Here is a 26800-nt window from a genome sequence, read left to right on the forward strand (position 1 = left end):
GCTGGTAGGCAGACCCAGGACCCGCCGGGACGACCGGGAAACACCGCGGAAAAGCGACGGATTTCGAATGGGCGGAAGGGAGTCGCGCCAGGGCCCGGACGAGCGTCCGGCCACTGCTTTCCCCACCTTCCTTCCGCCGCCCTCCAGGCTGCTTTCCCTCCCGCTTTCCCCGTTGTTTTCCTTGCCGCTTTTCGTGCGGCTTCCTCTTCTGCTCCCCCGTTGTTGTCCCGTTGCTCTTCCCGCTGTTCCGGGTGATGTGCACGGGGAGGTCGGAGAAGGTTTTCGGGAAGGGGGGTGGTGGGTTTCCGGACGAATCCTGTGGACCCCCTCCCCGCCTCTTGACACAGTGCACGCGCGAGCCCCGGAGCGCCCCGGATGCTACGCTGGGCACCATCGAGTGCCGCTTACCGGCCTCGCAACCTTCCCCTTTGGCCGCGCGGACCAGCGCAGATCTATGTGAAAGGAGACGGGGGCAGCGGTTCGTCACCCCCGGTTCCCCATGACCAACTCCGCCAACCTCGCCACCGAGGGTATAAACGTCGACGATCTGTGCTCTTATGCCGTCGATGTTTGGGTGAGCGATCACAGCATCCTGACCGATCAGGAGCGCCTTCTCCAGGTGCTGCGCACGGCCGCCGAAAAGGGAAACGCCACGGTACTCGGTGAGGCCTCGCATGTTTTCCCGAACGGCGCCGTCACCGCGATTCTCCTGCTTTCCGCCTCGCACCTCAGTATTCACACCTGGCCCGAATTCAGCCTGGCCAATGTCGACCTGCTCGCCTATGGCCGGCTGAACGGCGAGCGGATGATGCAGAGCGTGGAACTCGGCCTTTCGCCGACCCGCATCAACGTGACGCGTATGCTCCGCGCGGTTCACTGACCTGATTCGGTCTCACAGCCACCCCGACAGCGAGTCGACGAAAGCGTCGAACCGGTCCCGGTGGATCGCGTGCGGTGCGTCGGGCACCGTACGCACCTCGAAACCGCGGCACACCAGCTCGGCCCGCATCTCCGCGCTGACGAGCATGCTCGGGTCCGACGTCTGGACGAGAGAGGGCACCACGGCCTTCTCCGGCGTGTGGTCGATGTGCCGGTGGGTGGAGAGCGCGAGGGCCGTCTTCTCGTCCCAGCGGTCGAGCGCCTCCCGCTCGGCCGCGGCCCGCTGCTCGAGGCGTTCGTCCGGTTCTCCCTCCCTGGGCGGGCGGGAGAGGGCGGCGAGGGCGCGGGACGAGCGCTTGAAGAGCGTGAAGAGGGCCGGATCCAGGGAGCCGTGGGCCCCGGAGAGCTGCCAGGCCGGTTCCGAGTAGACGGCGCGGGCCGGTCGTAGCTCCGCGACCGCCAGGGCCAGGGCCAAGGCGCCCAGCGAATGGCCCAGCGCCACTTCCGGGGCGCGCGGCAGCGTCTCGAGGAGATCCTCGGCGAAGAGCCGGGGCTCGTACTCCCCGCGCGCGCTGGCGCCGTGCCCGCGCAGGTCCACGGCGAGGACGCGGTAGCCCCGCCCGGTCAGGACCGGGACCAGTTCGTGCCACGTGCGGTGGTCGGACATGATGCCGTGGACGAGGACGGCGACGCGCTCGCCCGTTCCCCACTCCTGTGTGTGCAGTCGCATGCGGCTGCTTCCTCGTGGTGGTGTGGTGTGGCGTGGTGTGAGCAGGAGCGAGTGTAGGGCGCGGGCTGATCATCGAACCAGGACGAGGCGCTGTGACAGGACACCCGGTGCACGTGTGGTGGGCCCGTCCGAAGGACGCCCGGCCCGAGCTGCGGGCTCTCCTCGACCCCGTGGAACGCGCCCGGTACGAGTCGACCGTCGATCCCGCGGGCAAGGAGCGGTTCCTGGTCGGCTGCGCCCTCAGCCGCCTGGTCCTCGGCGAACGGCTCGGGCTGCCCCCGGCGGACGTCCCCCTGCGCCGGGTGTGTCCCCGCTGCGGCGGCCCGCACGGCAAGGTCCGCCTCGGCGCGGCCGTACCGCCGGACGGCCCTGTGCGCACCCCTCCGGCCTACGACTTCTCCGTCACCCACAGCGGCGCGCTCGTCGGTGTCGCCCTCTGCCGGGGTGGGGAGGTGGGCCTCGACGTCGAGGATTCCCACGGCGTCCTGGACGTCGACTCCGCGGCCCGGGTGGCCCTGTCCGGCCCGGAGCTCGCGGCACTGTACGCCCGCCCGGCGGCCGAACGGCAGCGCGCGTTCCTGCGCACCTGGACACGCAAGGAAGCCGTGCTCAAGGCGCTCGGCGTGGGGCTGGCGGCACCTCTGCGAGAGCTGGAGGTCTCCGACCCCGACCGCCCCCCGACGGTCCTCACCTGGCCGGCCCGACTCACCCCCCACCCCAGCATGCGCATGGCGGACCTGACCGTCGACGGCACGCATCCCGCGGCGGTGGCGGTGGCGGTGGCGGCGGTGGCGGACAAGGGGGCGGTGGTGGAAGCGGCGGAGGCCGGATCGGCGGACGGGGACGGACCATGGGCACGGCAGCCCGGCGCGGTGCGGGTCACCGTCCACGACGGCTCATCGACGCTGGCGGCGTACGACCGCTGACCGCCGGCCGCCCCGCCCCTCCGGACCCTCCCCGGCGCAGTCGGATTCCCGCCGATCCCCGGGCGCTGTCGTAGGAGTCGGATACGTTGCCCGCATGCCTGACACTGATCCGCTCGTGCCTGCCCTCGCCGGAGTGCTCGTCGATGTCGTGTGGTGGCTGGAGAGTTGCGGGGACGAGGAAGTGGATCCCGATTCCGCGGTGAAGATGATGGAGAGCGTCGGCGGAGAGTTGCTGAGCCTGCCCTCCGCCCAACGCGAGCGCCTCGTGCAGACACTCGCGGACCTGGCCGAAGCGGAGCAGGACCCGCAGAGGCGCGACTTCCTGAACGCGTTCCCCTCCGCCGTCGGACTGACCGAGAACGAGGAGAGCTGAGGGCGCGGCCCGCTGCTGGGCGGCGACGCACCCGAGGCCCTGTGCGATCCACGCGGCCCCACCGCGGCAGCGCCCCCGGGGACGCAGTGCCGGCCGATCCCGGAGCGGAGCCGACGACCGCGTCTTCACCACTCCCCAGCTCGGCGTGCTCGCCTCAGCGGCCGTCCGGGCGTTGCTCATCCATGCAGCGGCAAGCCCGCTTCGTCGTCGCTCACAGCGGTGTAGACGGTGAGGCAGGATGCGACGACGTCGACCTGCGAAGGTCCTGCGATCCGGAGCCGCACCAACTCGGGGAGATCTGAGGAGCGGTCGATGAGACCGGTGGCGTCGTCAGGCCATGGATGGGGCAGCCGCGGGAGGTGTTCCACCAAGATCTCGTCGATGAAGGAGTCCTGGACCGCGATCGCATCTCCTGTCCCGACGTGGTGCAGACAGGCAAGCGAGATCACGACGTCTGGCTTGTGCGGGCCCTCCCTCAGGAAGACGTCCACGTAATCGCCGCCGTCCGTCGCCTCGAAGGAGACCCGTTCGACGAAGTAACTCACGCACGGGGAAAGCATGCGGGCTGCTCTCAGGCAGCGGTTCTTGAAGGCATCCTCTGCCTCGACCGCGTCACTCATGGCGTGAGGCTATGGTTCACCGCCGACCGCTCCGACTCCGACGATCAGTTCTTCTGGAATTGTTGCGTGGGTTCCGCGGCACGGTCGCGCGCAGGTCTGAGGTGGGTGCGCATCCGTATCAGGTCGATCACGACGGGTCGATGGCCTTGGCCGACCGACGGTGGCCGGGGGCCCTGGCAGTCTCACATCAGAACGGTTCGAAGCTCGGCTGTACGGGGCCGATCTCACCGTTGGCGACCAGTTCCTCCAGATCCTCCGGTTCCAGGAACTCGAGGGCTTCCGGTTCGATGCCGTGGTAGCGGTCCACGTCGAGCAGTTGCCGTACGAACGTGAGGGCAAAGCCTGAGAACGTGCCGTCGAAGGTCACGCAGCCCTCTTCGTGGACCATCGTGACGATCTTCCACCGGTCCGGGTCCGGCTCGCAGGGCAGGAAGAAGTGCTCGTCGCCGCTGTGGTCGTATCCCCACGAGATCAGCCCACCGGGTGCCGGGTGAAAGGGGTACGGAAGGTGCTCGGAGTCGCCGCGGCTCAGGGCCGCCTCCCGGCTTTCGGTGAAGCTCCGGTGCGTCTCGCGCATGCGCGTCAGGAGCGGGCTCGATCCGGCGGGGTGGAACACGACGAGCTCGCCGGAGATGACCCCGCTCCCGTAGGCGTCCAGGAACTCCTTGAAGTCGCTGGGCAGCGCGGAGCCGATGTGCCGCTCGACTTCGTCCCAGTCGGCTGGGTTCGACCGGCGGTCGGCGGGAGCCCCCAGGAGGGCCCGCAACTCGTCCGACGAGGACATGCACTGCTCCAATTACCGGTCAGCGGTGATCTGCGCCGCCGTGATTCTGCCGTCCGCCCGCCACGCCATGGCCGGCAGGGTCTTCATGCCCGCCCCCGTGACCGCCCGGGGCTCCCCGTTGTTCCCGCCCGATCGGGCACGGCTGGGGCACGGTTGGCCGATCACCGGACGGTTCCGATGGGCGGCGCATCTGAGTAGCGGTGCTCATGTGCAGTGCCTGCCGCGTCAGCATGCTGGGCGGCATGCGATGGACGGGATGTCCCCAGCAAACGGAATGGTGGTCGGTGTGAGGCCCGGGGGTCGTCGACCGGCGAGCAGGTTGGCGTCAGTGTGGCGCTTCTCGTCATCGACCTGATGGCCGTCGCCTATCTGGTGCTCCTCCGCTACGGGATGACGGGCTGGGCCGACGCCTATGACAGCGCCGATCCACCCGATGCGCCCAGGGAGGCGTTGCGTGGAATGTGGCTCCTCGTCGGCGGGGCAGTCGCCACAGGCGGTGGTCTTTTCGTCCTGGGATGGCGAATACCAAGCGTTGTGCAAATGGTTGTCCTGGGCGTCGGAGCGGGGCTGCTCGCCTGCCTCGCCGCCCGCGGACAGCGCGAGTCCGCCAGGCCGCCTCAGCGCGAGTGGCTCAACCACGGGATCCCACCCGCCCAGGTGGCCGAATGGGCCGGGTGCAGCGGCGTGCCTGTGCTGCCGGCCACTTATGCGCGGTGCGTCGAAGGGCGGCTGCCTGACCTGAAACGGCGCCTGGAGGCCGCGGGGGATCCACCTGAAGCCGGTCGACGCGGGCTGAGGCTTCTCGCCGGAAGTTTCGACACGTATGCGACGCGGCCACCCGCGAAAACCCGGTGACAGCCGGACGACCCCGGCACTTCCCCCTGATCGTCGGGGGAGTGCCGGGGCTTCGTCGTGTTGCATGAAACGTGCTCTGAACAGCAAAAATGCCCTCCCGATGGGAGGGCGGAGACTTGCGCCCCCGGCAGGACTCGAACCTGCGGCCAAGCGCTTAGAAGGTGCGCGGGTCTCAGCGATGTGCTCACCTGCCTGTTCGCAGGTCGCCCACGAACGAAGATCGTCAAAGCGCTTGCTGTCGATTCCGGGATGCCTGCTCGGTGGTCGTCTCGGGCAGCGAAGGCGCGTGCCGTCGGCCGGAGCCAGGGCGTTCGACAGCGCTGACGCCGGAACAACTACACCTTGAGGTATTTGGGTACTATGACATCGGAGGTGTTGACGATGACGACGGCGGCGAAGTCGGTACGCCAGTCCCCGCTGAAGGTGGACCCGGCGACGGACAAATTGATCAGCCAGGGCGCTCATTTCCTGGGGCTGACGAAGAAGGACCTGGTGGCCGAGGCGGTCCGGGTGTATCTGGAGCAGCGCCGTGAGGATCTGCGGTCCGGCATGGTGGAGGCGCTCAGTGTGCTGGATGGCTCGCTGAAATCGGATGTAATGCTGCTGACCGGGCTGACCGCGGAGGAGATCGACGCGGTCGGGGGAATCGAAGAATGAGCGGACCTGGCTCGCTGCGCCCGGCCCGCCCGACGCTGCGCTGCTTACGCGAGGATTTATGCCTCGCGGTGCCGCCGGTCACGGTGCCGCTGGACGAGATCGACCACCCGGTGCTGGCCAAGGCGTCCGAGCAGTTCGCGGACGAGGACGGCAAGCACGAACGCATCCGGTCCGTGGACGATCAGGTGCTGTTCAAGGTCAAGGTGCAGCGATGGCGCGGCGCGGTATGGCTGGACGCCGATCTGCCGTGGCTGGTCGCGGCGGGTCGGCGCGAGGACGGCTCGGGCGATGACTTCTATGCAGCCCTGGAGGCCGACGGCCGCGCCGTCCGGGCTCGCTACAACGCGGAACATTCCGACGGGCTGAAGACCGCGACACACACCGCTCACCTCCTGCCCGCACGCGAGGACCATGTCCGGTACCGCGCCGAGGCCGGTGTCCGCTTCGTGCGCCGTCTGCGGGCGACTCTGCTGGACCTGGCGCACGCCACGCTGCGCGACGGCCGTGAGCACACACGCGAGTTCGACACCTTCACCCTTGGCCTCCAGGTGCGTGCGGACGACGGCCACGAGACCTACCTCGCCGTCCGGATCACCGGCTCCGTACCGCCGAACCTGACTGTGCTGATCCTGCGCAACGTCCCTGGCTGCGAGGCTGAGGGCTGGTATCCGGAGTACGCCCTGCCGGAGCGGGACCTGCTCCCGGCCGAACAGGCGTGGTCCAACCTCATGGACCCATGCGCGGCTGCCCAGGTACTGGACGAGGAGCGGTAGCCGGGCATCCGTCGGCGCGAACTGCGACCCCGATGTCAGGGTATGTGTCCACGATCGTGGACAGAAAAGGCGCTTGGTCTCACAGCGATGTGCATCCGGACACCAATGAACCCCTCACGTGTTTCCGCAGGGAGAGGGTGTGGGCGCCCCCGGCAGGACTCGAACCTGCGGCCAAGCGCTTAGAAGGCGCCTGCTCTATCCACTGAGCTACGGGGGCCGGGTGTGGTGGCCTCGTACGTGCTGCCCGGGTGTGGGCTGATCCGTGACGTTGCCGGGGACAAGGATAGGGCTCCCGGTTCCTTGTCCCGGTTGCTTCGCCTCCGTGGCTCAATGTGGAGGTTCAGTGAAGCGGTCCTGATAATCGCAGGCAGGTGCGAATCGTGCATCGCTTTTCGCGTCCGGTGCCACGGGTGTTGTGCACTCGTTATGCCTGCGCTGTGCCTCTGTCCCAGTCGTACCTTCCGTCCCTTGTGTCCTATCGGCGCGCAGACATGCCTATATGCTTCATAAATCCCCTAAAATTGGGCATTCTTCGCATGTGGTGACCTTGGACGTACGGCCTCAGCTGCTCGACGCACTCTCCGCCCTGCGCGACCGTGTCGCCGCCGCTCGCTTCCCGCTTCCCCTGGCGGGGGCTCCACGCGCGCGTGCCAACCGCGACGAACTGCTCGCCCAGCTCGACGACTATCTGGTGCCCCGGCTCAGGCAGCCCGACGCGCCGATGCTGGTCGTCGTGGGCGGCTCCACCGGCGCCGGCAAGTCGACCCTCGTCAACTCCCTGGTGGGTCAGCGTGTCAGCGAGGCGGGCGTGTTGCGGCCGACGACACGGACGCCGGTGCTCGTATGCCATCCGGAGGACCATCACTGGTTCAGCGGCATGCGGGTGCTGCCGCGGCTCACGCGCGTGTGGGCACCCCATCAGGAGTCCGCGGACGACCTGTTGCTGCCCGGCGAGGACGGCAGACACGAACTGCGGATCGAGACCGCCGACACCCTCCCGCCGGGCCTCGCCCTCCTGGACGCGCCCGACATCGACTCGCTCGTCGCCGACAACCGCGTGCTGGCCGCCGAACTGATCTGCGCCGCCGACATCTGGGTGATGGTCACGACCGCCGCCCGCTACGCCGACGCCGTGCCCTGGCACCTGCTCCGCACCGCCAAGGAGTACGACGTCACGCTCGTGACGGTCCTGGACCGCGTACCCCACCAGGTCGTCTCCGAGGTGTCCCGGCAGTACGGCGCGCTGCTCACCAAGGCCGGGCTGGGCCACGTACCGCGCTTCACGGTGCCGGAACTGCCCGAGTCCGCCTGGGGCGGCGGGCTCCTTCCGGCAACCGCCGTGGCGCCGCTGCGCAACTGGCTCGTCCATCACGTCCAGGACCCCGGCTCCCGCCACTACGCGTTGGCCCGCACGGCCCAGGGCGTCCTCGACTCCCTCAAGGCCCGGATGCCCGAACTGGCGGGCGCCGCCGCCTCCCAGTACGCCGCCGCGCTGCGCCTCACCTCGGCCGTCGACACCGCGTACGACGCCGAGTACACGCGCGTGCGGGGCCGTCTCCAGAGCGGCGCCGTGCTCGCCGGTGACGCGCTCAAACGCTGGCGGGCCTTCCCGCTGGACTGCACCGCCGCTGAACTCCTCGACGCCCTGGTGGAGAGCCTCGCGGCACTCCTGCTCTGCGCCGTCACCGCGGCCGACGAGCGCGTCGACGACGCCTGGCGACGCGAACCGGCCTCGGAAGCGCCGGAGCTGACGGACCGGGAGGCCTCACCGGAGAGCACCGAGCACCGGATCGGCCTCGCCGTACGACGGTGGCGGCGCGAGCTGGAGGAGTACGCCGAGGACGAGGTGCGCGGCCTCGAACGCGGTGCCGCGCCCGATCCCGAGTCGGTCGCCGCCCTCGTCGCCACCGCCCTGCTGGGCGGCCGCAGGGCGCGTTCGGCCGGCGAGGGGCTCGCCGAGCGGATCGGCGCGCACGGGGCCCTCAGACTGCGCGACCGCGCAGGACGGCTGCTCACCGAACACCTCGACCGCGTGCTGCACACCGAACGTGAGCGGCGCCTCGCGCCCCTCGACGGACTCGAAGTCCACGCCGAACCCCAGGCCGAACTCATCGCCGCGCTGTCCGTACTTCAGAAGGAGAGGTGACCGGTGACCGCCGTCACTGACCAGGACCACACGGACAACGACCAGACCGACAACGACCGGACCGATCACGAACAGACGGACCACGAGCAGACGGATCACGAGCAGACGGACCACGGTCAGACCAGGAACGATCAGACGGATACCGACCGGAAGAACAGCAGGGACGGCAGGGACGGCAGGGACGGCAGGGACACGAGGGACAGCAGGGACAGTCCGGGGGCTGGGGAGAACCCGCCGGTCGGGGAGCAGGCGCAGGGACAGGCACAGGCACAGCCGCAGGGCCGTGTGGACGCGGAGGGCCGCGGCACGGTGGAGGATCCCGCGAAGGCCTCGTGCAGCGAACCCCGCTCGAATCCGGGTGCGGGTGCGGGTGCGGGAGCCGGTACGGAAGCCGGCGGTACGGCGTCCGGCGGTACCGCACCGGGCGCGGGCGGCTCGGATCCGGGTGGGGACCCCGGTGGGGCCTGGGACGACGGGCTCATCGCCCGCCGCGTGAGCGAGGCGGCCGCCGCCGAGCAGGCCGCCGCCATGGAGACCCGCGTCGGCGGAGGCGGCGGGAACGCCCTGCCCTCGACCCCGCTCACGTACGACGGGCCCCTGCGGTCCCGGCTCGACGCGCTGCGGGAACTCGTGGGACTCTCCCGCACCCGGCTCGACAGCCGGACGCTCGCCGAGGCCGGGCGGGTGCTCGACGAGGCGGCGGCCCGGCGTCGGCTCTCCGGTCAGCACACCGTCGTCGCCCTCGCGGGCGCCACCGGGAGCGGCAAGTCGCAGCTGTTCAACGCCCTCGCCGGAGTGAACATCTCGGAGACGGGCGTGCGCCGTCCGACCACCTCCGCACCCATCGCGTGCAGTTGGAGCGACGGTGCCTCGACCCTCATCGACCGGCTGGGCATCCCGGGCCGGCTGCGCAGGAGGCCGGTGCAGAGTCAGGACGCGGAGGCGCAGTTGCGCGGGCTCGTCCTGATCGACCTGCCCGACCACGACTCGGCGGCCGTGCAGCACCGCGAGCAGGTCGACCGCGTCCTGGCGCTCGTCGACGCCGTCATCTGGGTCGTCGACCCCGAGAAGTACGCCGACGCCGTCCTCCACGAGCGCTATCTGCGGCCCATGGCGGGCCACGCGGAGGTCATGTTCGTCGTCCTCAACCAGGTCGACCGGCTGCCCGGCGAGGCCGCCGAGCTGGTCCTGGACGACCTTCGACGCCTGCTCGACGAGGACGGCGTCGCTCTCGGCGAGTACGGCGAACCGGGCGCGACCGTGCTCGCCCTGTCCGCGCTCACCGGCGACGGCATCGGGGAACTGCGCGAGGTACTCGGCCAGTTCGTCACGGAGCGCGGCGCCGCGGCCCGCCGGATCGCCGCCGATGTGGACGCCGCCGCGTGGCGGCTGCGGCCCGTCTACGCCACCGGGCGGCGCTCCGGGCTGAGCGAGGAGGCGCGGGACGAGTTCGCGGACCGCCTCGCGGACGCCGTGGGCGCCACCGCCGCGGGCGAGGCCGCCGAACGTGCCTGGCTGCGCAACGCGAACCGGGCGTGCGGGACGCCGTGGCTGCGGCTGTGGCGGTGGCAACAGGACCGCCGCGACCCTCCCACCGGACGGTTGCCGGTCCGCGCCCAGGCCGACGACGAGGCCACCGCACGGCAACGTGTCGAGCAGGCCGTGCGCACGGTGTCCGAGCGGGCGTCGGCGGGGCTGCCGACGCCGTGGGCGCAGGCGGTGCGGGAGGCGGCCGTACGAGGTGCCCAGGGGCTGCCCGAGGCGCTGGACCAGTTGGCGGCGCGGGCCGGGCTGCCGCCGGGGCGGCCACCGCGTCCGGGCTGGTGGCCGGTGGCCGTGCTGGCACAGGCGTGCATGACCCTGCTCCAGGTGGTCGGCGGGCTGTGGTTGCTCGGGCAGATCGTCGGGGTGATGGCGCCGAACCTCGGGGTTCCGGTGCTGCTGATGGTGACGGGCATCATCGGCGGTCCGCTCGTCGAGTGGAGCTGTCGGCTGGCGGCCCGGGGACCGGCCCGGCGGTACGGGCAGGACGCGGAGCGCCGGTTGCGGGAGGCGGCGGCCGGGTGCGGCCGGGCCCGTGTACTGGATCCCGTCGCCGCGGAGCTCCTGCGGTACCGCGAGGTCCGGGAGCAGTACGGGCGCGTCACGGGGGTGGGGGCGGCCGCACGGTGAGGTGCCGTCGGTGGCCTGGTGATCCGGTGGCGCGGTGGCCCGGTGGCCTAGGGACCTGGTGAGGTGCCGTGGGTGACCTGCGACGGGAGCTTCGCGACGGGCGCGACGCGAGGGGCGGGACGCGCCGGGCGGGGCAGGGCGACCGCGAAGTGATCCACGTGGGGTGATCCACCTCGGGTGCTCCACATGGGGTGCTCCACGTGGGGTGATCGGCAGGGAGCGAGGAGTGGATCACTCGTCCGGGTGGTGGAGTTTTCCACAGGCGGTGGGTGATCCACAGTGCGCGGCGGGCCCGGCCCGACGGAGGCAGTCTGGCTTCGCGGTGATCGCGACGGACGCGGTCGCCGTGAGGGCGGTGACGGCAGGCGGTGGGAGACCGCGGCCGTCACGCCGGACGCAGCCGTGCGGGACGGGCCCGTACGTGTATCCGGGCGGGGCGACCGTCCGGCGAGGAGGGGTTCGCGATGAACGAGACGATGGTCTGCGCGGTCGGCAACGTGGCCACACAGCCGGTCTACCGGGACCTGGCGGCGGGCGCGTCGGTGAGGTTCCGGCTGGCGGTCACCTCGCGCTACTGGGACCGCGAGAAGGGCACCTGGACGGACGGACACACCAACTTCTTCACGGTGTGGGCCAACCGGCAACTGGCCGTCAACGCGTCGGCCTCGCTGAACGTCGGTGACCCGGTGATGGTCCAGGGCAGGCTCAAGGTGCGCACGGAGTCGCGCGAGGGACAGCAGAACCGGACCTCGGCGGACATCGACGCCGTGGCGATCGGCCATGACATCTCGCGGGGCACCTCCGCCTTCCGGCGGTCGGGCCGACCCGAGCCCATGGCCGTCGGCTCCCCGGCGCGGCCCGAGCCCGACTGGGAGACACCGGTCGCGGACGCCGCCGAGCCGGAGCCCGATGCCCCGCAGGGCCGGCATCGCGAACCGGTGGCGGTGGCGGCCGCGGTGACGTGAGCCGAGCGGCGGGACGGGCGGTGTGGTGCGGCGCGGGCGGCCCGGCTTGCGGGGCGCGCTGTCTTGCGACCGAGCGGTGACGGAGTGTCAGTGCCCGTGCCGCGCCGAGGCCGACCGAACTGTGGCCTGCCCGTGCCCGCACTGTGGGCAGCCGAGTGCATTTGTCGACAGGCCGGACCTCGGGACGATCTTGGGGATAACGATTCCGAGTCGGATCGGCGATCCGACGAGATGACCGGTAAGCGTGGTGCGCGACGTCTCTAGGATGCCGGACGTGGCTCACGGGGCTTCTGATTCTGCTGGTGGGACCCCACCCCCCACGTCAACGGGTCCTGCTCGAAGGGGAATTGCGTGATTTGTTCGTTCTCGGCGCCGTCGGCGCGCGGGCGAGGGGCGGTTCGCCTCGCCATGGCGGCGATGGTGTCCGGCCTCGTCGCCGTCGGTGTGATCACCGGCGCGGGCACGGCCTCAGCCGCCGAGGTGACGCAGAGTCAGGGCGGTGCCACCGCGACGATAGGCGGCCTCAAGACCTACGGCGCCGCGGTGATCCACGCCGAGGACGGCGACCAGGAGGTCTCGGCCGGACTGTTCGAGATGTCCGTCGAGGGCGGCGGCACCTTGCAGACCTACTGCGTCGACCTCTACAACCCCACGCAGAAGGACGCCAAGTACCAGGAGACCCCCTGGAGCGGCACCTCGCTGGCCGCCAACAAGGACGCTGGCCGCATCCGTTGGATCCTTCAGCACTCCTACCCCCAGGTGAACGACCTGGCCTCGCTCGCGGACAAGGCCGGCATCGACGGCGGTCTCACCGAGCAGGACGCGGCCACCGGTACCCAGGTCGCGATCTGGCGCTACTCGGACGGCGCGGCCGTCGACGCCGTCGACCCCCAGGCCGAGCGGCTCGCGGACTACCTCCAGAAGGCCGCCCGCACCGTCGCGGAGCCCGAGGCGTCGCTCACCCTCGAAGCCCCCGCCGTCTCCGGTCACCCCGGGGAACTCCTCGGCCCGGTGACCGTGCACACCAACGCCGGCGGTGCGACGGTGACGCCGCCGTTGGACGCCGCCACCAGCGGCGTACGGATCGTCGGCAAGGACGGCAAGGTGGTCACGTCCGTGACGGACGGCAGCCAGTTGTTCTTCGACGTGCCCGCCGACTCGGCCGACGGCTCCGCCGAACTGACCGTGCAGGCCTCGACCACCGTCCCCGTCGGCCGCGCCTTCACCTCCGAGAGCCGCAGCCAGACCCAGATCCTGGCGGGCTCCAGCGAGTCGACGGTGGCGGCGACGGCGAGCGCGACCTGGGCGGGGCAGGGCGCCATACCGGCACTGTCCGCGGCGAAGAACTGCGCGAAGACCGGGGTGGACATCACGGCCGTCAACCAGGGCGACCAGGTCTTCACCTTCGAGCTGATGGGGACCGAGTACACCATCCCGGCAGGCGCGTCCCGGACGGTGACGATCCCGCTCCAGGAGGACCAGGCCTACGCCTTCACGATCAACGGTCCGCAAGGCGTGGAGAGCCGCTTCACCGGCGTCCTGGACTGTGAGACCCAGGCCGACGAAATCGCCGGCCTGACCACCCAGACCCTCAGCGAACCGAGCCCGGCCACCGTCGGCGGCACCTCCACCACCGACGACACCAATCTCGCCGCGACGGGCGGCACCAGCGCAACCCCTCTGATCGCGGGCACCGCCATCGGCCTGGTGGTCATCGGCGGAGCGGCCCTCGTGCTCGTGGGCCGCAAGGAGAACGAGCCCCGCCACTGACCGGGACCGGCGAGCGCGGCCAGGGGCACCGAGGACACGACGCCGAGGTGCCCCTCGATCCCGGTGTCGCCAGCGACTGCCCCGACGCCGCCGGCGCCGTCGACGTCCTCCGCGCCATCGACGCGGTGGACTGGACGGCGATACCCCGTCCGACCTCGCACACGTGCGACGAACCGGAACGCGTCGCTCCGCTGGGCGTGTCACCGGCGCACGGTAACCCGTGAAGGGAACGGTGGGGAGGCGCGTCCTGAGGGGCGTCCCGAGGGGCATTCCTGGACCGGGCCGGTCGGCTGGGGCCGGGCCCGCTCCCCCCGGTGTCCCCGGTTCCCCCCGGTGTCCCCGGTGTCCCCAGCTCCCCCCGGTGTCCCCAGCTCCCCCCGGTGTCCCGGGCCCACCCGGTGTTCTCCGACGTTGTCGTCAGTGACCGAAAGTGACGGGTCGGCGACGGTCGTCCGTGAGGAAACCCCAGCTCACAGCCGCCCGGCCGAATGGGTTAACACCCAGGGCTGGACCTCAGGCAAGATGGGGTGTTACTTGCCATGTGAGGGCATGAAAAAGGCCCCTCACCAGCGAGTTTCCCGCCGATGAGGGGCCGTGTCAGGCGGCTTGGGCCGTCTCTGGGCCGTGATGCGTTTCTGGTCCGTCGTGAGCGTGTCCGGCGGCCCGGTACATCGCTGAGATGGCCTTCCGAGTCCGGGTCTCGCTGGACGGCATGAGGTGCGTGTACACGCGGAGCGTGAACCCAGGGTCGCTGTGGCCGAGGTAGAGGCTCAAGGCCTTGATGTTCTCCCCGGCATCCAGGAGCACCGAGGCGTAGAAATGACGCAGGGCGTGCATGCCGTGTTCGCGGGCCGCCGCGTATCGCTGCCCCTTCTTCGGAGTGGCGATGATGCCGGCGGAAGCCAGAGCTGGCTTCCACGATTTGTCGTTGAACCCTTGGCTCCAAATGGCAGCGCTTATGCTGCTCGTGAAGACGAGGCGATGCGTCACCTTCGGCCCGGTCGGGGTCAGCCAGGGCAAGGTCACCTCGACGGGCGGGAAGCGCTCCATGTGGTTGTGCAGTGCGGTCGACACCTCGGGGTCGAGGGGCACGTCCCGGAGCTTGCCGCGTTTGGGCGGCGCGAAGACGAGGGTGCCGCGCACCTTCTTCACCTGTTGGCGGACATACACCCAGCCGAGATCCCCGACGTTGTCGACGGCCAAGCCGAAGATCTCGCCCTGTCGTAAGCCGCACCCAGCGCCCAGGTCGACCATGGCCCGGTACCGGTCGGGCAGTCCGGCCCGTACACCGAAGACCTGCTCTGCGGACCAAGGATGCACGCGTGACGCCGCAGGGCGTGGTGCCTTGACCGATCGGGCTCGGCAGGGGTTCGAGGCCAGCAGGCGGTCATCTACGGCCGCGTTGAGGACCGACGAGACCGCGTCGAAGATGAGACGCCGGTAGCGGGCCGATGCAACGGCGTCTTCGAGCTGACGGTTCCAGTCGCGGATGTGCTCGGGTTGGAACGACCCGACGGGGCGTGCGCCAAGGTACGGGAGGGCGTGGAGGCGCAACCGGCCTTCCATGGCGGCACGACTCGTGAGGTCGGTCGTGAGCGCGGCCAGCCAGCGTTCGGCGTACTCGCGGAAGGTGACACGGGCTGCCTGCGGGTCGATGTACTGACCGCGTGCCATGTCGGCCTCGGTGTGGGTCAGCCAGGCATCGGCCAATCGCTTCTGCTTGTCCGGGAAGCTCTTTGACTTCTCGGTGCCGTCCGGGGCGACGTACCGAGCCCGGTAGCGCATGCCGAGACCATGGCGGTCGGTCTTGACTCTGTGCGGCTTGCCGTCCGGGCCGACTTCCGTCCGGAACCAACGATCCTGAACGTGCCCGGCCATCAGGCGGCCTCCCCAAGCTGGGTATCGACCCAGGCTCGTACGTCGTTCGGGTCGAAGCGCAAATGCCGGCCGACACGGAAGCCGCGGGGACCAGTGCGCTTGCGACGCCACTGGTAGACCGTCTCGACGCTGGGCAGCTCGAACATCTCCACGAGGTCTTCGGGCGTCAGGTAGCGCTCAGGCAAGAGGCGCGGATCGGTGGCCACGTTGGCCAGGGCGCGGCGTCGGTTACCCACGGGTGGGTTCTCCTTCCGTTCCGGGGGCGGGTTCGAGGGACGCGGCGAGCCAGGCTTCGGCGTCGGAGAGGCCGGTTCCGGCGAAGACCCAGTGGGCGAGGACGTACGTCGTCTCGGTTCCGGTGTCGGGGGCGTTGGCTGCGACTTGGGCTCGCCGCCATTCGGCGCGGGCGTCGCGGAGCGCGCCGAGGGTGGTGGAGTAGCGGCGGGACTTGGTGGAGAAGTGACCGCGGAAGCCGAGCATGTGGGCCCAGGCGCGCAGGCGGAGGTCTTCCAAGTCCTTGCGTGCGCCGAGGGCCCAGGCGGTGCGGATCAGGCGGCGGGCGTGCTCGCTGATGTCGAGCTGGGCGAGTTCGGCGACGAACTTCAGCGGCCGGTCGAGAGCCCCTGTGGCGGTCTCTGCGCCCTTGGTGGCGTACTTGGCGATGTAGGCGGCGACGGCGCGTTCGGTGAGCTCCTGGCCGTCGTTGAAGTCGGCGGATCGGATCGTGCGGACGTCGAGTTGGCGGCCGAAGACGAACTCGTGGGCGCGGCCGTCGATGGTTGGGCCGTCGACACGGACCTTGGACGCGGCAGCCCCGATGGCATCTGTCAGCAGCTGGGCGGTTGCCCAGGCCGGGGGCGGGGTGTCCCCGCCGGTCGGGCCGTCGATGCGGATGACGGCGTGAAAGTGGACCGCACCGCGCTTCTGGTATTCGGCGACCTTGGCGAAGGACACGCGGGCGTAGTCGCGGAGCTCCCGCTGTGACAGGCCCGCACGCTTGGCGACCTCTCGGCGCAGGTAGATCGAGAAGCGTCGCCAAAGGGGCCCGGCGTGGGCGTTCCAAAGGACGGCGGCCTCGTAGTCGTAGGTGTCAGGCTTGAGCGGGGTGCCGAGCGCTTCGTCCTCCTGGTCGTGGTGGGTGCCGCAGCGGCAGGGGCGTCCGTCGGTGCGGCGGTTGTGGACCGGGCCGAAGCCGGGGGCGGTGAAGGTGGCGAAGACGCGGGGATGGGTGGCGACGTGTTCCGGGGTGCCCTTGCCGCCGCGCAGTCCGGCGGTAATCAGTTGGAAGGTGTCGCGCCGGTAGACCTCGGAGCAGGCCGGGCAGCGGGTCGTGCGGCGGTTGTTGCAGCGGACGAGGAGTGCGCCGGCCGGGAGGTCGCCCGAGTCGAGGTGGTGGAGGACGCGGCCGATTTCACCGGTGGCGGTGTCGACGTCGTATTCGGTGCGGTGGCCGTCGAGGCGGATCGGGTGGGTGCAGCCGCCGAGGCCGGAGAGCTGGCGGAGGATACCGGGCAGGGTGCCGCCTGCGGCGAGGTTGCTGAGTTCCGGGAGAGGGGGCGGGGTGGCGCGGGCGAAGATGACAGTTCTCCTTCTGACGGGCACTTCGGGAGGGGTGGGCCGCCGGGGCGGCGGGTACGTGGCTGTGTCACGCCGCCCCGGAGGTCTGGCCGCAGGTCAGCGGCGGTGGTGGTCGCGGAGCAGGGAGCGCAGGACCACGGCGGCGACGGCGACCGAGATGGCCGTGACGGCGACGGCGGCCAAGAGCGCGGTGAGGACGACCCCGCCGACGAGGACGGCCGCGACGGACTTCTGATCGATGGAGACCGACGGGAGCGAGCGCCGGACCGGGGCGGGGGCCGGGTCGGCCGGGGCGTGGGGGTGTGCGGACGGCGGGGTGGGGTTGTCCGGGTACTTGGGCAGGAACACGGCTGCGATCTCCTGTCTACTCGTCTAGATGTGTTGGCCGTTTATGACGGTCACGCCGGAGCGCGTGCCGGACTCGATGGCGGGGGCGAGGAAGGTGCGCGAGAGCCAGAAGCCGAAGAGGGTGATCAGGACGACGATCCAGATGCGGACGCCGAGGTACTTGACGGCCGACCAGGCGAAGAAGCCGAGGACGACGACGAGCGGAAGGCTGACGGTCACGGGGTACGGGGTCCTTTCAGCGGACGGGGCAGCGGTGGGTGCGGGCGGCCAGCTCGGCGGCGGCGCGGCTGTCGTAGTCGGCGGAGAAGTTGCAGCGCGGGGCGGTGCAGGCGGCGGTGTGCTTCTCGCGGCCGCGGTGGTCGTAGGCGGTGCCGACCTGCACGTGGCCGATGCGGGTGACGTTGCGGAAGCGGCGGTTGGCGGTCATCAGAGCTCCCTCAGAGGTGTGCGGCGATGGCTTCGGCCATGGGCGCCGGGACGCCGAGGCGGGCGCGCAGGGTGGTGACGTCCATGGCAGTGCCGGTTCGGGTGTGGTGTTCGGCGGCGACCTTGCGGGCGTGGTCGATGAGGGAGGCCGGGACCGGGACGGCCGGGCGGTCCGGCGGGGCCTCGATGGCGGGTGGTGCCGGGGTAGGCGGCTCGGGGGCCGTTTCGGGCTCGTCCTCCTGGTCCTCGATCAGCTCGACGTCGTCGGTCAACTTGGGCGCGGAGTGGGCGAGGAGCGTGCCGCCGAGGAAGGCGACGGCGGGCCAGCCCGCGACGAGGATGCGCAGCCAGGCCGGGACGTCGCCGAGGTCGAGCAGGCCGGCCGTGGCGACGTTCGCGCCGAGGGATGCGGCGAGCGCGATCATGAACCAGCACCAGGCCGCGCCCTTGGCCGAGCCGGAGCGCAGTCGACGCCAGGCGGCGACGAGCAGCAGGTCGACGGAGACGGGATAGGCCCAGGCCTTCCAGCCGTCCTGTCCGGCCGCCACGGCGACGTCGTGAATGTGGGCGAAGGACAGCGCGGCGGCGATGAGCGCCTGTACGAGCACCGCGTCGACGCGGGCCAGTTGGGCGCGCATGGTGGCTCCTTCCGGAATCAGGCATGGGAGGGGTAGGGACGTGGCGCGAGGCGGTCACGCCGACCGTTGAGGTGAGGGGTGTCAGTCCGTGACGGGGTGCGGCTGGACTGCGGGGGCCGAGGTCTCGACGGGCCGTACGGGGACGTCGGGCCGGAAGGGCTTCAGCGCGGGCAGCTCGGGCACCAGGTGAGCCGTCTCCCGGCAGACGTCGGCGGCGTCGCCAAGGGAGAGGTACGGGGTGCGGATACGGGACCAGCCGCCGGAGGTGTCGCCCGCGACGGCGAGGCCGGGACGCTCAGGGGCGATGGCGCAGGCGGCGAGAACGGCTTCCGGCGCGATGTCGCCGTGGGCCATCTTCGCGGAGGCTTCGTCATTGACGCGGTGGCAGACGCGGCCGGTCAACTGGGCCCGGAGCATGGTCGCGCCCTTGCCCAACTCAGCGCCGAAACGCTGCCCGCACACCTCCAGGTAGATACCGGCCGCTCGGCCGAGCTGGGCGAGCCGGATGAGCTGAGTGACCATCTCGTCGCGCCGTTCCTCGTCCTTGCGGGTGGCGGTCAGGAAGAGTTCGGCCACCTCGTCGACGAACAGGACGATGGGCACGGGCCGTTCGCTCTCGGGCAGACCCCAGATGTCGGAGGTGATCTCTTCGTCGGGCAGAGCGGGGGCGATGCCTTGCCTGGCCTTGATCAGGTCGTATCGGTCCTCCATTTCCTTGATCAGGACGGGCAGCAGTTCGGCGGCTTCGTCCGGATCGGTGGCGAGCGCCGACAGACGCGGGGCGAACGGGGCGAGCTCGACCCCGCGCTTGCAGTCGACGCCGACCAGAGCGACGTCCTGCCGGGCGAGTCCGGCGACCAGGTGCCGGAGGTACATGGACTTGCCCGACAGTGTCGCGCCGAGGGTGAGTTGGTGCGGCACGGCCCGGTAGTCGCGTACGAAGGGCATGGCGTCCTCCCGCAGCGCGACCGGCACTTTGAGGAAGCCGCCCTCGACCTTGCGGGGCATCTGCACCTTGCGCAGGACGTCGAAGCCGACGAGCCGCAGTTCGACGACACCGGGCTTGACGGTGGAGACGTACACGGCGTGAACGCCCCAGGCGTGCCGCAGCCGTTCGGCCGAGGCGGCGACGTCGGCGGGTTCCTGCCCCGGAGCGAGGCGGAGCCGGAGCTGTAAGCCGGTGGTCGTGGGCCGGATGATGCCCCGGCGGGGCGGTACGGGCCGCACCTCACGGCGGGTGGTGGCCTTGACGGCGAGGATCCGCAGTCGGGAAGGGGCGACGGTCAGGCCGCAGGCTTCCATGACCGAGGCGTACGAGCTGAGGAGCCGGACGGTGGATATCGGCCCGCCGACCGCCGACCAGTAGAGACCCGGGTGGTTGGCCCGGGTGTAGGCAGCCCCGCCACCGAGCGCGGCGACAGGACCACCCACCTCCAGGAGCGTTGTCAGGTCGGACATCAGGCCGAGGCCCCCATGGAGGCCGGGAAGGCGGCCGGAGTGACGGCGGCGGCGCGGTAGGCGATGCCGTGCCGCTGCTGCCCGTTGAACATGGACTCCCACGGCCGGGCGATGAGCCCCGGCAGCGAGACCGGAGCCCCGAGGTTCAGCCCCTCGGAGACACCGCCTTCCGGGACGGTGACCTTGATGAGCGAGGACTCGCCGTCCTCGATGTAGACGACGCCGATGGTCATCAGCGCCTCGCCGCTGACGGCGTCCTTGGCGATCTCGCCGGTCTGACGGTCGCGGACCTTCGGCTCAGGGGCTTCCGTCAGGAGGATGGTCGCGGCGGAGGTCTCAACACGGATGGTGCGCAAGGTTGCGTTCCTATCTACTCGTCTATACAAGATGCGATCTGTGAACCCGATCTCTCGGGCTCGCGACGATCACCCTGCCACACAACTCGCCCACTCGTCTATACGAGTAAGCGTGTTGGGGTGTACGAGTTCGGAGAAGCGTCCTCCGCGCACCGTCCGACCCTCCAGCGCGATCACCCGAACGAACCGTCCTCGCGAAGGGCGAAGGAATCGCAACCGTCATGTTCGAAACGCACGCGTCCGTCGAACGTCGAGCCGGAACCAGTGCAGACTCCCCAGTCCTGCCCCAGTTCGCCGCTCAGCGCGACCCAGAACCGGCAGCCGCCGCACTGCTCGTCAAACCACTCATCCCGGTAGCCGGGCTGATCGGTGCGTCTGCTCTGCACCTGCAACCAGCGCTCATGACACGCATCGTTGTGCTCGTGGTCGTTACCCGTCCAAGCTCCGCCAGGCATGGGGCGCTCCGCGCTCACGTGGCCGGGAGCTGGTACGCCAGGACGTAGGCGTCCGCCGCCATGACCGTGTCGCAGACCTCGACCGCTCGCCCCTCGGTGTCGAAGGCAGTCCGGATCAGGTGGATCACGGGGACGCCGGCCGCCAGGTGGAGCGTCTTCACCTCAGCGGGGGAGGGCATCCGGGCGCGGATCTCCTCTTCGAAGTGGTCGAGGCGGTGGCCCAGCTCTTCGAGACGGGCGTAGATGCCGCCGGGCCCGGGGTTGGGTTCGGCGATCTGCGTACCGCGGGCGATGTCGAGCGGGAGGTACGAGGTCGCGAACTCGACCGGTCGCCCGTCGAGGAGGTAGCGGCGCCGACGGGCGAGCACTCGACGTACGGAGCCGAGGCGGGTGGAGATGTCCTGACTGGCTTTCTCCTCCTTGACCTCGAGGCTGTCGACCTTGGGATGACTGCCGACGGCATCGGCCTCGACGATGAACGCGGACTTCCCCTGCTCTCGGTGCCGCCGGGCGAACCGGTCGGAGGCGAGACGCCGAACGGGCGGACGCGGCCGGACGTAGACGCCCTTGCCGTGCTCGGCGTGCACCAGGCCCTCGCCCTGGAGGATGGAGAAGGAGTTCCTGACCGTCATGCGGGAGACCCCGTAGTGGTCGACGAGCTCGGCCTCAGAGGGGAGCTTCTCCCCTTCCCGGAATCGCCCACGGTCGATGGCCTCACGCAGTTGGTCGGCGATCTGGCGAAAGACCGCACGATCGCTCGTGGGGTCGAGATCACCGAGCAGGCCCGAAGACAGAGGGCTCACGTGTACTCCTTTAGGTATCTAGACGAGTGGGCGAGCGTTGTTGCTACGGTGGAGAGCCTAGCCATCCGAGAGGGCCGAGGAACGTGAGCACAGAACGCCCGCACTCCGTGAGCGTGGCCGGGGTCGTCGTCGACGACCAGGGCCGGGCCCTCCTGATCCAGCGCCGCGACAACGGTCACTGGGAACCGCCGGGTGGAATCCTCGAACGTGAGGAGTCCATCCCCGAAGCCCTTCAGCGCGAGGTCCTCGAAGAGACCGGCGTCAAGATCGCGCTTCCCGCGACCCTCACGGGCGTCTACAAGAACATGACGGGCCTGATCGTCTCGCTGGTCTTCCGGTGCGAAGCGGCCGACGGCACGCCGACGACCGGCGACGAGACCCGCGCCCTGCGGTGGGTCACCCGTGAAGAAGTCTCCGAACTCGCCGACGAGGCGTACGCGATCCGCGTCATCGACGCATTGGACGCGGCATCCCCGCCGGCCATTCGCGCCCACGACGGCGTGAAACTCGTCTAGTCCGAACCCGCTGCACATGGCGGCCTACCAGCATGAAGGAACTTGTATGCACGAGTATACGAGTACTGCCCGGGTCTGGGGACTGTCTTGCCCAGGTTTCCCTGAAGAGGTCAGCCGGGCCCGGCGCTGGACGCGCGACATCCTGCGTGGCTCCCCTTTTGCCGAAGACGCCGAACTGATCGTGAGCGAGCTGATCGCGAACGCGATCCTCCACACGGCCAGCGGTTTGGACTCCGGCAGCTTTCACCTGGCCGTCGCCGTCTCGGCGCAGGTGGTCGCGGTCTCGGTTACAGACAACGGAGGTACCGGCACGGCCCCCAAGGCCGAGCACCAGGACCAGGACGCCGAACACGGCCGAGGCCTCGGCATGGTCAGTGCGATCGCCCATCGAGTCGTGATCCACGAAAGCGACGGCGGCCACACGGTCACCGCGGAGCTCCTCACGGACGTACGCCGAGGAGGTCACCCATGCTGAAGACGACGACCAGCCCCGGCTTCTGGTGCGAGTGCTGGACGGAAAGGCTTGGCGGGCAGCAGACGCCGGCGCTCTTCGGATCCTTCGACGCCTACTCGGCGGTCGAGGCGAACAACTGGGTGGCGACCATCCTGCGCACCATCTCACCGGCTCTCGACACGGCAGCTTCCACAGAAGCGTGGACGCGGCTCCACGACGACCGCATCGACACGCGACGAGCCCTGTTGCGCCGGGAGCCCTGGACGGTGTCCATCACCCACGTCAGCACTCGCATCACTTGGACGGTCCGACCGGCACTCTTCCTGCCGATGGCACACCGTCAGAGCAGGCAACTTCCCCCGTGTGCGTACGACTTCAAGCCTCACAGGCCCCGCACGACGGACTGAGTTACAACTTTCTCTACTGGTTCAAGGCAGCTCGCTCCGCTCCCCGCGCGCGGCCCGGCCCCCGGCCGGGCCTGCGCTCCTGCCTTCGTCCCGCTCCAGCCCGGCCGGCACCCGGGCCGCGCACACCATGCAGCTGCCTGATGCAGGAGAAGTGTTACGTCGTCGGGTGGAGCGATCGGCTCCACGGACCGCCCCGACGCGCGGGAAGCTTGCGGAGCCATGATCATTGCGCCACGGCACCGCTATCCCAAAGCCGCTACGCCGACCTACGGTATCGGCCCCCTACGCCTCGGCGCGTCTCATATGATGGCGTGACATATCTGAGAATTTCCTTTCGGGGAGGGGTCAATGTCCTCACGCTCGGCGAGCGAAAAGATCAGCGGATCCGTAGTGGTGCTAGTGGCAGGCCTAATCGCCGACTTGTCGGCGGCTGCACTCTTTCTCATTTCGCCAGAAACGCGCAATTGGCTAAGGCGTGAATATTTTCTCGTCTCACTCGCAGGACTGCTGCTATTCGCAGCAGTCGTAACGCTGATCAATATGACACTTTCGCACCGAGAGAGGATTTCCGAACTTCAAGATGAAGTGCAGGAGCTGACTTCCCGTCTCGCCTCTCCAACCAGCCATGACATTGAAATGTTCAGAGCGATTAATGATCACGCGTCACCTCAAGCATCCTTTCTTGTTTGGCTGCGAGAAAGCTTTCTTGTTACGCGCGCCCATGTGGAAGGATTCCAAGCCCTCGAAAGAATGATTGAGTTCTTCGAGCGCGAGCCCAGGGGATTCGACGACGGTGAGCTAAATGACACCTATCAGAGCTTCATTGGAGCCGGCCGCGACCTGGTCAACAAGATGACAGATCACATGTGGTACGAGGGGGAGGGACTGACGCGCCTCGAAGTTCCACGAGAGTGGGAGCGCACTCAACCTGAAAGGCTTGAGCAAGCAATTCGCGAGATCGGTGCGGCACACGAATGCTTTATTTCGTCCTACGATGCCTTCTTCTTGGCTACTCAACGCAAGAGGTTGTCGAATGTGCTCTCAACACCGCCCCGCTAGTCTCGCGAAAATCGACAGTACGAAACCCTCTCACGGAAGAGCCAGACAATTACTCTTAGCGCATCGGTGGCCGCCGATTGACTCCGGACAATATAAATCCGACTAGGGTGCTTATGCGGTCCCGCCACTAAGCCTTCGATGCTCTTCCCTGAACTCAACTTCTAGATCTATCATCCACGAGAAAGTGTTCAGGAAGTTTGGCATTTTTACGTCGGCGCCAGCCTTTGATGCCCAGGTCTGCAGGACGGCCGAGATGAATCCACGGAGTTGGATCATGAATCCCATGGGATGATCCCCTATCTCGCCCACAGGCAGGCTCATTGTAATCTCCTTGACCAGTCGAAACATTATTTCATATCGTGTCAGGAAGTCGGGATGCGTTTCATTGGCACCCCTGGAAACCCAACCACCTGACACATGCGCCAATGCGACCAGAGCAATCATCGAACCGCCGACGGCATTATAAGAGCGAACTCGAGTAGCCTTCTCTGAAAGCGTCCCCGACAGGAGGAGGAGCGCCCCAACATCGGCCTCAACCTCTTGCTTTTGGTCACCGTTTAGGCCGTCCAACATTTCAGCTATTTCGATTCGCCTTAGCCATTCACTGATTGTTCTTTTAGCAGATGGCGAGTGGCGGAACGAGGCGTCGGTATGTCCAAGCATGTGGTGACAGAATTCGTGAGCCATCACGAATTGCTCGACCACATTCACCAAGTTGAAGTAGTCACTCTCCTTCCTGCGTGGAGGTAGGTCGATCTGAAGAGGATGCATGGCGCGCACATGCCGTTCGGCAGCCCATGTAGGGATGGCTTGATCAGTCACATCGATAGGCTCGAACGCGGCACGCTCGATCTCCTCCATGATCAACATTGTCGTCTCTGTGTCTTCGTCATCGAAATTAACCTCCTTCCCGGTTGTCAGGACGGAGTCGTAGAAATGACTAAAGAGTGTAGTGTAGATCATCGCTGCCAAGGTGAAGCCGTAGTTGATCTCAATGATTCCAGCGCTCCTGAATGAGGAAGCTTCAGCATTGGCTTCTCCTTTGAAAGCGCGCGCCACAAAGATATTGCGCATAGTCGCTTTCCATTCTGCGGGGGCAAGGTCAATCAGGGCTCGCGTTGCGCCATCAAGTTCCGGGCAATTGGAATGCTGAGGCTCCCATTCGAGAAATCCGGCATATTTCTCATCATTCACAAGCTCTCGATGATTAGCCTGCTCGAAGAGTGTCTTCCAAAAATTTTCCTCAGGCCGACCGCAATCGACAAAGAATTGACGACGAGATTCGCTGAGCTTCCACATGTTCCCCCCTGATTGCCCGCAGTGAATACCCTGCTCAATCAAAGCATGATGACACCTTTTAGTTCGTGTTGTAGAGAACATCGGATGCCGCCCAGCGTGACCATCGAGAGTTCGCCCAGGTCATCGGCTCGACTCTCCCTCGGAGGCAGCAGCTGTCCAACCGGAGAACTCCGGCCTCATCCTCACGGGCCCGCAGTCGCGGCTGCTCTGGTCGGCGGCACCAGCAGCGTGGCTGAGGCCGGTGGGGGTGCAGCGAGACATACGCGCGCCTGATCGGTCGACGCACCCGCCGTCGTGGCTCACTGTCGTCGGCTGAGGTTCAGACGGGGTGTATCGAGAGTGCTGGCTGTCAGTCGAGGGCGGCAGAGCTGGGCCATCCCTGAGCTGTGCGCTACCAGGCCATCACCGTGTGCTACTATCAACCTGCTCGACCGAGCCAGCAGGATCTTCTGCGCCACGGTGTATGCCCGTAGGCGGACCTGCTTAGCCGTAGAGCACATTGGAAATAGAGAGCTTGGAAGGAGACAGCACGTGCATGGCCCTGAGACGGCCGGCACGGGTTGGCTCTTGCCTGCCCGGGCCGGACAGCCGGCCCGGAACCCCGGGGCGGACGCACTACCCCAGGAGGCAGGTAAGCGTGGGACTGGAAGTCATCTTCGGTCTTGGCATGGCGGTCGGAATTGCTGCGACTAAGGCTGCGCAGAAGGCCAAGCAGAAGATCAAGCGTCGGTTCAACGAAGAGGTCGAGTCGATCCTGAAGGACAAGGACAGCTAGGCCTTGCGGCCGCCCGCCCTCCTCTTGAGGGCGGGCGAGGTCCGCGCGATGGCCTGGACGATGCCGGAGCCCGCTCAACGCCTCGTGGCCGTCTCAGTTTCCGTCTCATTCAGCGCCGTTCACGGCCGTTCGGAGAAGACCGGAGGCGGTTGCCTCTCAAATAACCGGCCGCCCATGAACGCAGGTGAACGACCCCGGCCGAGGCTCCCGGGGTCACCACCACAGTTGGAAAGCGTGTTGGTGGGCCTGCGGGATGCCAGACACGACGACCGGCAGCACGCCGCTTAGAGCTCGTAACAGGATCTTGTTGAAGTGCCCTGATCGGGCGTGACTGTTGTGATGATCTGAGCGTTCGGGTGGGTGTGACGAATCGGCCGTGGATCGTGGACGACGACTTGTGGGCGCTGATCGAACCGTTGCTGCCGCCCTGGCCCGAGCGGTCGCCGGGGCCGAAACCGGTGCCGGACCGGCTGTGCCTGCAGGGCATCCTGTACGTCCTGCACCAGGACATCGCCTGGCAACTCTTGCCCCTTGAGCTGGGGTTCGGATCCGGACAGACCTGCTGGCGGCGTCTGGATCGCTGGCAGCAGACAGGGGTCTTCGACCAGTTGCACCGCATCCTGCTCGCGAAACTGAACGCAGTCGGCGAGCTCGACTGGTCCCGCGCGTGCGTGGATGGCTCCCACGTTCGCGCAGAAAAA

General features: G+C 68.5%; 32 protein-coding genes and 1 tRNA gene. 17 read left to right on the forward strand and 16 right to left on the reverse strand.

The features are described 5' to 3' along the window. Positions 1 to 499: 499 nt before the first annotated feature. The gene (locus AOQ37_RS28835) at positions 500 to 880 is read left to right on the forward strand and encodes an S-adenosylmethionine decarboxylase family protein (protein WP_062648381.1); all 381 of its coding nucleotides are present in this window, start codon (positions 500 to 502) and stop codon (positions 878 to 880) included. Positions 881 to 892: 12 nt separating this feature from the next. On the opposite strand, the gene AOQ37_RS28840 is transcribed toward AOQ37_RS28835, so the two are convergent. Continuing rightward, the gene (locus AOQ37_RS28840) at positions 893 to 1609 is read right to left on the reverse strand and encodes an alpha/beta fold hydrolase (RefSeq protein WP_062648383.1); all 717 of its coding nucleotides are present in this window, start codon (positions 1607 to 1609) and stop codon (positions 893 to 895) included. A gap of 92 nt (positions 1610 to 1701) precedes the next feature. Here AOQ37_RS28840 and AOQ37_RS28845 point away from each other — a divergent pair, with 92 nt between their 5' ends. Together AOQ37_RS28845 and AOQ37_RS28850 are read left to right on the forward strand one after the other, a co-directional pair. Beyond that, on the forward strand, positions 1702 to 2535 hold the full coding sequence (locus AOQ37_RS28845) for a 4'-phosphopantetheinyl transferase family protein (RefSeq protein ID WP_234437027.1): 834 nt from the start codon (positions 1702 to 1704) through the stop codon (positions 2533 to 2535). Between the two features lie 94 nt (positions 2536 to 2629). Beyond that, positions 2630 to 2908: a hypothetical protein gene (locus tag AOQ37_RS28850; protein ID WP_062648386.1), complete on the forward strand. Its 279-nt coding sequence runs from the start codon at positions 2630 to 2632 to the stop codon at positions 2906 to 2908. 176 nt (positions 2909 to 3084) lie between these two features. Here the strand turns inward: AOQ37_RS28850 and AOQ37_RS28855 are convergent, their stop codons facing one another. Both AOQ37_RS28855 and AOQ37_RS28860 read right to left on the reverse strand, forming a co-directional pair. Then, positions 3085 to 3528, reverse strand: a complete 444-nt coding sequence (locus AOQ37_RS28855) for a hypothetical protein (RefSeq protein ID WP_062648387.1) — start codon at positions 3526 to 3528, stop codon at positions 3085 to 3087. Positions 3529 to 3715: 187 nt separating this feature from the next. Then, a complete protein-coding gene (locus AOQ37_RS28860; protein ID WP_062648388.1) occupies positions 3716 to 4312 on the reverse strand; it encodes an SMI1/KNR4 family protein in 597 nt (198 codons plus the stop codon). A gap of 330 nt (positions 4313 to 4642) precedes the next feature. Between AOQ37_RS28860 and AOQ37_RS41495 the strand changes: the two genes are divergently transcribed. From AOQ37_RS41495 to AOQ37_RS28880, 3 genes are all read left to right on the forward strand, one after another. Further along, positions 4643 to 5167, forward strand: coding sequence for a DUF6234 family protein (locus AOQ37_RS41495; RefSeq protein WP_234437028.1), 525 nt, complete (start codon positions 4643 to 4645; stop codon positions 5165 to 5167). A gap of 381 nt (positions 5168 to 5548) precedes the next feature. Beyond that, positions 5549 to 5824, forward strand: a complete 276-nt coding sequence (locus AOQ37_RS28875) for a hypothetical protein (RefSeq protein ID WP_062648491.1) — start codon at positions 5549 to 5551, stop codon at positions 5822 to 5824. After that, the gene (locus tag AOQ37_RS28880; RefSeq protein WP_062648389.1) at positions 5821 to 6597 is read left to right on the forward strand and encodes a hypothetical protein; all 777 of its coding nucleotides are present in this window, start codon (positions 5821 to 5823) and stop codon (positions 6595 to 6597) included. The genes AOQ37_RS28875 and AOQ37_RS28880 overlap by 4 nt, the downstream gene beginning before the upstream one ends. 144 nt (positions 6598 to 6741) lie before the next feature. Here AOQ37_RS28880 and AOQ37_RS28885 read toward each other — a convergent pair. Next, positions 6742 to 6814, reverse strand: a tRNA-Arg gene (locus tag AOQ37_RS28885). A 321-nt stretch (positions 6815 to 7135) separates the two neighbouring features. Between AOQ37_RS28885 and AOQ37_RS28890 the strand changes: the two genes are divergently transcribed. The 5 genes from AOQ37_RS28890 (at position 7136) to AOQ37_RS40520 (ending at position 13874) form a co-directional block, all read left to right on the forward strand. Next, on the forward strand, positions 7136 to 8743 hold the full coding sequence (locus AOQ37_RS28890; RefSeq protein WP_062648390.1) for a dynamin family protein: 1608 nt from the start codon (positions 7136 to 7138) through the stop codon (positions 8741 to 8743). Positions 8744 to 8746: 3 nt separating this feature from the next. Beyond that, entirely contained in the window at positions 8747 to 10915 is a 2169-nt protein-coding gene (locus tag AOQ37_RS28895) for a YfjP family GTPase (protein WP_062648391.1), read from the forward strand. Positions 10916 to 11379: 464 nt separating this feature from the next. After that, a complete protein-coding gene (locus tag AOQ37_RS28900; RefSeq protein WP_062648393.1) occupies positions 11380 to 11880 on the forward strand; it encodes a single-stranded DNA-binding protein in 501 nt (166 codons plus the stop codon). A gap of 408 nt (positions 11881 to 12288) precedes the next feature. Further along, positions 12289 to 13650: a Cys-Gln thioester bond-forming surface protein gene (locus AOQ37_RS28905; RefSeq protein ID WP_062648395.1), complete on the forward strand. Its 1362-nt coding sequence runs from the start codon at positions 12289 to 12291 to the stop codon at positions 13648 to 13650. Positions 13651 to 13697: 47 nt separating this feature from the next. Next, entirely contained in the window at positions 13698 to 13874 is a 177-nt protein-coding gene (locus AOQ37_RS40520; RefSeq protein ID WP_159401376.1) for a hypothetical protein, read from the forward strand. 373 nt (positions 13875 to 14247) lie between these two features. On the opposite strand, the gene AOQ37_RS28910 is transcribed toward AOQ37_RS40520, so the two are convergent. From AOQ37_RS28910 to AOQ37_RS28960, 11 genes are all read right to left on the reverse strand, one after another. Further along, the gene (locus AOQ37_RS28910; RefSeq protein ID WP_062648397.1) at positions 14248 to 15528 is read right to left on the reverse strand and encodes a tyrosine-type recombinase/integrase; all 1281 of its coding nucleotides are present in this window, start codon (positions 15526 to 15528) and stop codon (positions 14248 to 14250) included. Next, positions 15528 to 15764 (reverse strand): helix-turn-helix transcriptional regulator, encoded by a 237-nt coding sequence (locus AOQ37_RS28915; protein ID WP_062648399.1) that lies wholly within the window; start codon positions 15762 to 15764, stop codon positions 15528 to 15530. Before AOQ37_RS28915 ends, AOQ37_RS28910 begins: the two co-directional genes overlap by 1 nt. Further along, positions 15757 to 17043, reverse strand: coding sequence for a replication initiator (locus AOQ37_RS28920; protein ID WP_062648493.1), 1287 nt, complete (start codon positions 17041 to 17043; stop codon positions 15757 to 15759). Before AOQ37_RS28920 ends, AOQ37_RS28915 begins: the two co-directional genes overlap by 8 nt. Positions 17044 to 17202: 159 nt before the next feature. After that, the gene (locus AOQ37_RS28925) at positions 17203 to 17454 is read right to left on the reverse strand and encodes a hypothetical protein (protein WP_062648401.1); all 252 of its coding nucleotides are present in this window, start codon (positions 17452 to 17454) and stop codon (positions 17203 to 17205) included. Between the two features lie 24 nt (positions 17455 to 17478). Further along, a complete protein-coding gene (locus AOQ37_RS28930) occupies positions 17479 to 17673 on the reverse strand; it encodes a hypothetical protein (RefSeq protein ID WP_062648403.1) in 195 nt (64 codons plus the stop codon). 16 nt (positions 17674 to 17689) lie between these two features. After that, the gene (locus tag AOQ37_RS28935; protein ID WP_062648405.1) at positions 17690 to 17881 is read right to left on the reverse strand and encodes a mobile element transfer protein; all 192 of its coding nucleotides are present in this window, start codon (positions 17879 to 17881) and stop codon (positions 17690 to 17692) included. Positions 17882 to 17891: 10 nt separating this feature from the next. Further along, entirely contained in the window at positions 17892 to 18518 is a 627-nt protein-coding gene (locus AOQ37_RS28940) for a DUF2637 domain-containing protein (protein ID WP_062648407.1), read from the reverse strand. An 81-nt stretch (positions 18519 to 18599) separates the two neighbouring features. Continuing rightward, positions 18600 to 19976: an FtsK/SpoIIIE domain-containing protein gene (locus tag AOQ37_RS28945; RefSeq protein WP_062648409.1), complete on the reverse strand. Its 1377-nt coding sequence runs from the start codon at positions 19974 to 19976 to the stop codon at positions 18600 to 18602. Next, positions 19976 to 20332: an SCO3933 family regulatory protein gene (locus AOQ37_RS28950; protein WP_062648411.1), complete on the reverse strand. Its 357-nt coding sequence runs from the start codon at positions 20330 to 20332 to the stop codon at positions 19976 to 19978. The genes AOQ37_RS28945 and AOQ37_RS28950 overlap by 1 nt, the downstream gene beginning before the upstream one ends. Before the next feature lie 173 nt (positions 20333 to 20505). Continuing rightward, positions 20506 to 20787: a DUF3027 domain-containing protein gene (locus tag AOQ37_RS28955; protein WP_107085325.1), complete on the reverse strand. Its 282-nt coding sequence runs from the start codon at positions 20785 to 20787 to the stop codon at positions 20506 to 20508. A gap of 14 nt (positions 20788 to 20801) precedes the next feature. Further along, positions 20802 to 21590 (reverse strand): GntR family transcriptional regulator, encoded by a 789-nt coding sequence (locus AOQ37_RS28960; protein ID WP_062648413.1) that lies wholly within the window; start codon positions 21588 to 21590, stop codon positions 20802 to 20804. Between the two features lie 107 nt (positions 21591 to 21697). Here AOQ37_RS28960 and AOQ37_RS28965 point away from each other — a divergent pair, with 107 nt between their 5' ends. From AOQ37_RS28965 to AOQ37_RS40525, 4 genes are all read left to right on the forward strand, one after another. Continuing rightward, positions 21698 to 22105: an NUDIX hydrolase gene (locus tag AOQ37_RS28965; RefSeq protein ID WP_062648415.1), complete on the forward strand. Its 408-nt coding sequence runs from the start codon at positions 21698 to 21700 to the stop codon at positions 22103 to 22105. A 46-nt stretch (positions 22106 to 22151) separates the two neighbouring features. Next, a complete protein-coding gene (locus AOQ37_RS28970; protein ID WP_062648417.1) occupies positions 22152 to 22580 on the forward strand; it encodes an ATP-binding protein in 429 nt (142 codons plus the stop codon). After that, on the forward strand, positions 22574 to 22966 hold the full coding sequence (locus AOQ37_RS28975) for a hypothetical protein (protein WP_062648419.1): 393 nt from the start codon (positions 22574 to 22576) through the stop codon (positions 22964 to 22966). The genes AOQ37_RS28970 and AOQ37_RS28975 overlap by 7 nt, the downstream gene beginning before the upstream one ends. Positions 22967 to 23314: 348 nt before the next feature. Continuing rightward, positions 23315 to 24025, forward strand: a complete 711-nt coding sequence (locus AOQ37_RS40525) for a hypothetical protein (RefSeq protein WP_159401377.1) — start codon at positions 23315 to 23317, stop codon at positions 24023 to 24025. A gap of 111 nt (positions 24026 to 24136) precedes the next feature. On the opposite strand, the gene AOQ37_RS40530 is transcribed toward AOQ37_RS40525, so the two are convergent. Further along, positions 24137 to 25324: a hypothetical protein gene (locus AOQ37_RS40530; RefSeq protein ID WP_159401378.1), complete on the reverse strand. Its 1188-nt coding sequence runs from the start codon at positions 25322 to 25324 to the stop codon at positions 24137 to 24139. A 637-nt stretch (positions 25325 to 25961) separates the two neighbouring features. Between AOQ37_RS40530 and AOQ37_RS40535 the strand changes: the two genes are divergently transcribed. Then, entirely contained in the window at positions 25962 to 26099 is a 138-nt protein-coding gene (locus tag AOQ37_RS40535; protein ID WP_159401379.1) for a hypothetical protein, read from the forward strand. Between the two features lie 380 nt (positions 26100 to 26479). Next, on the forward strand, positions 26480 to 26800 hold a 321-nt coding region (locus AOQ37_RS28985; RefSeq protein ID WP_374701548.1), incomplete at its 3' end, for a transposase.

It is taken from the genome of Streptomyces maremycinicus (assembly GCF_001184025.1).
Classification (GTDB): domain Bacteria; phylum Actinomycetota; class Actinomycetes; order Streptomycetales; family Streptomycetaceae; genus Streptomyces; species Streptomyces maremycinicus.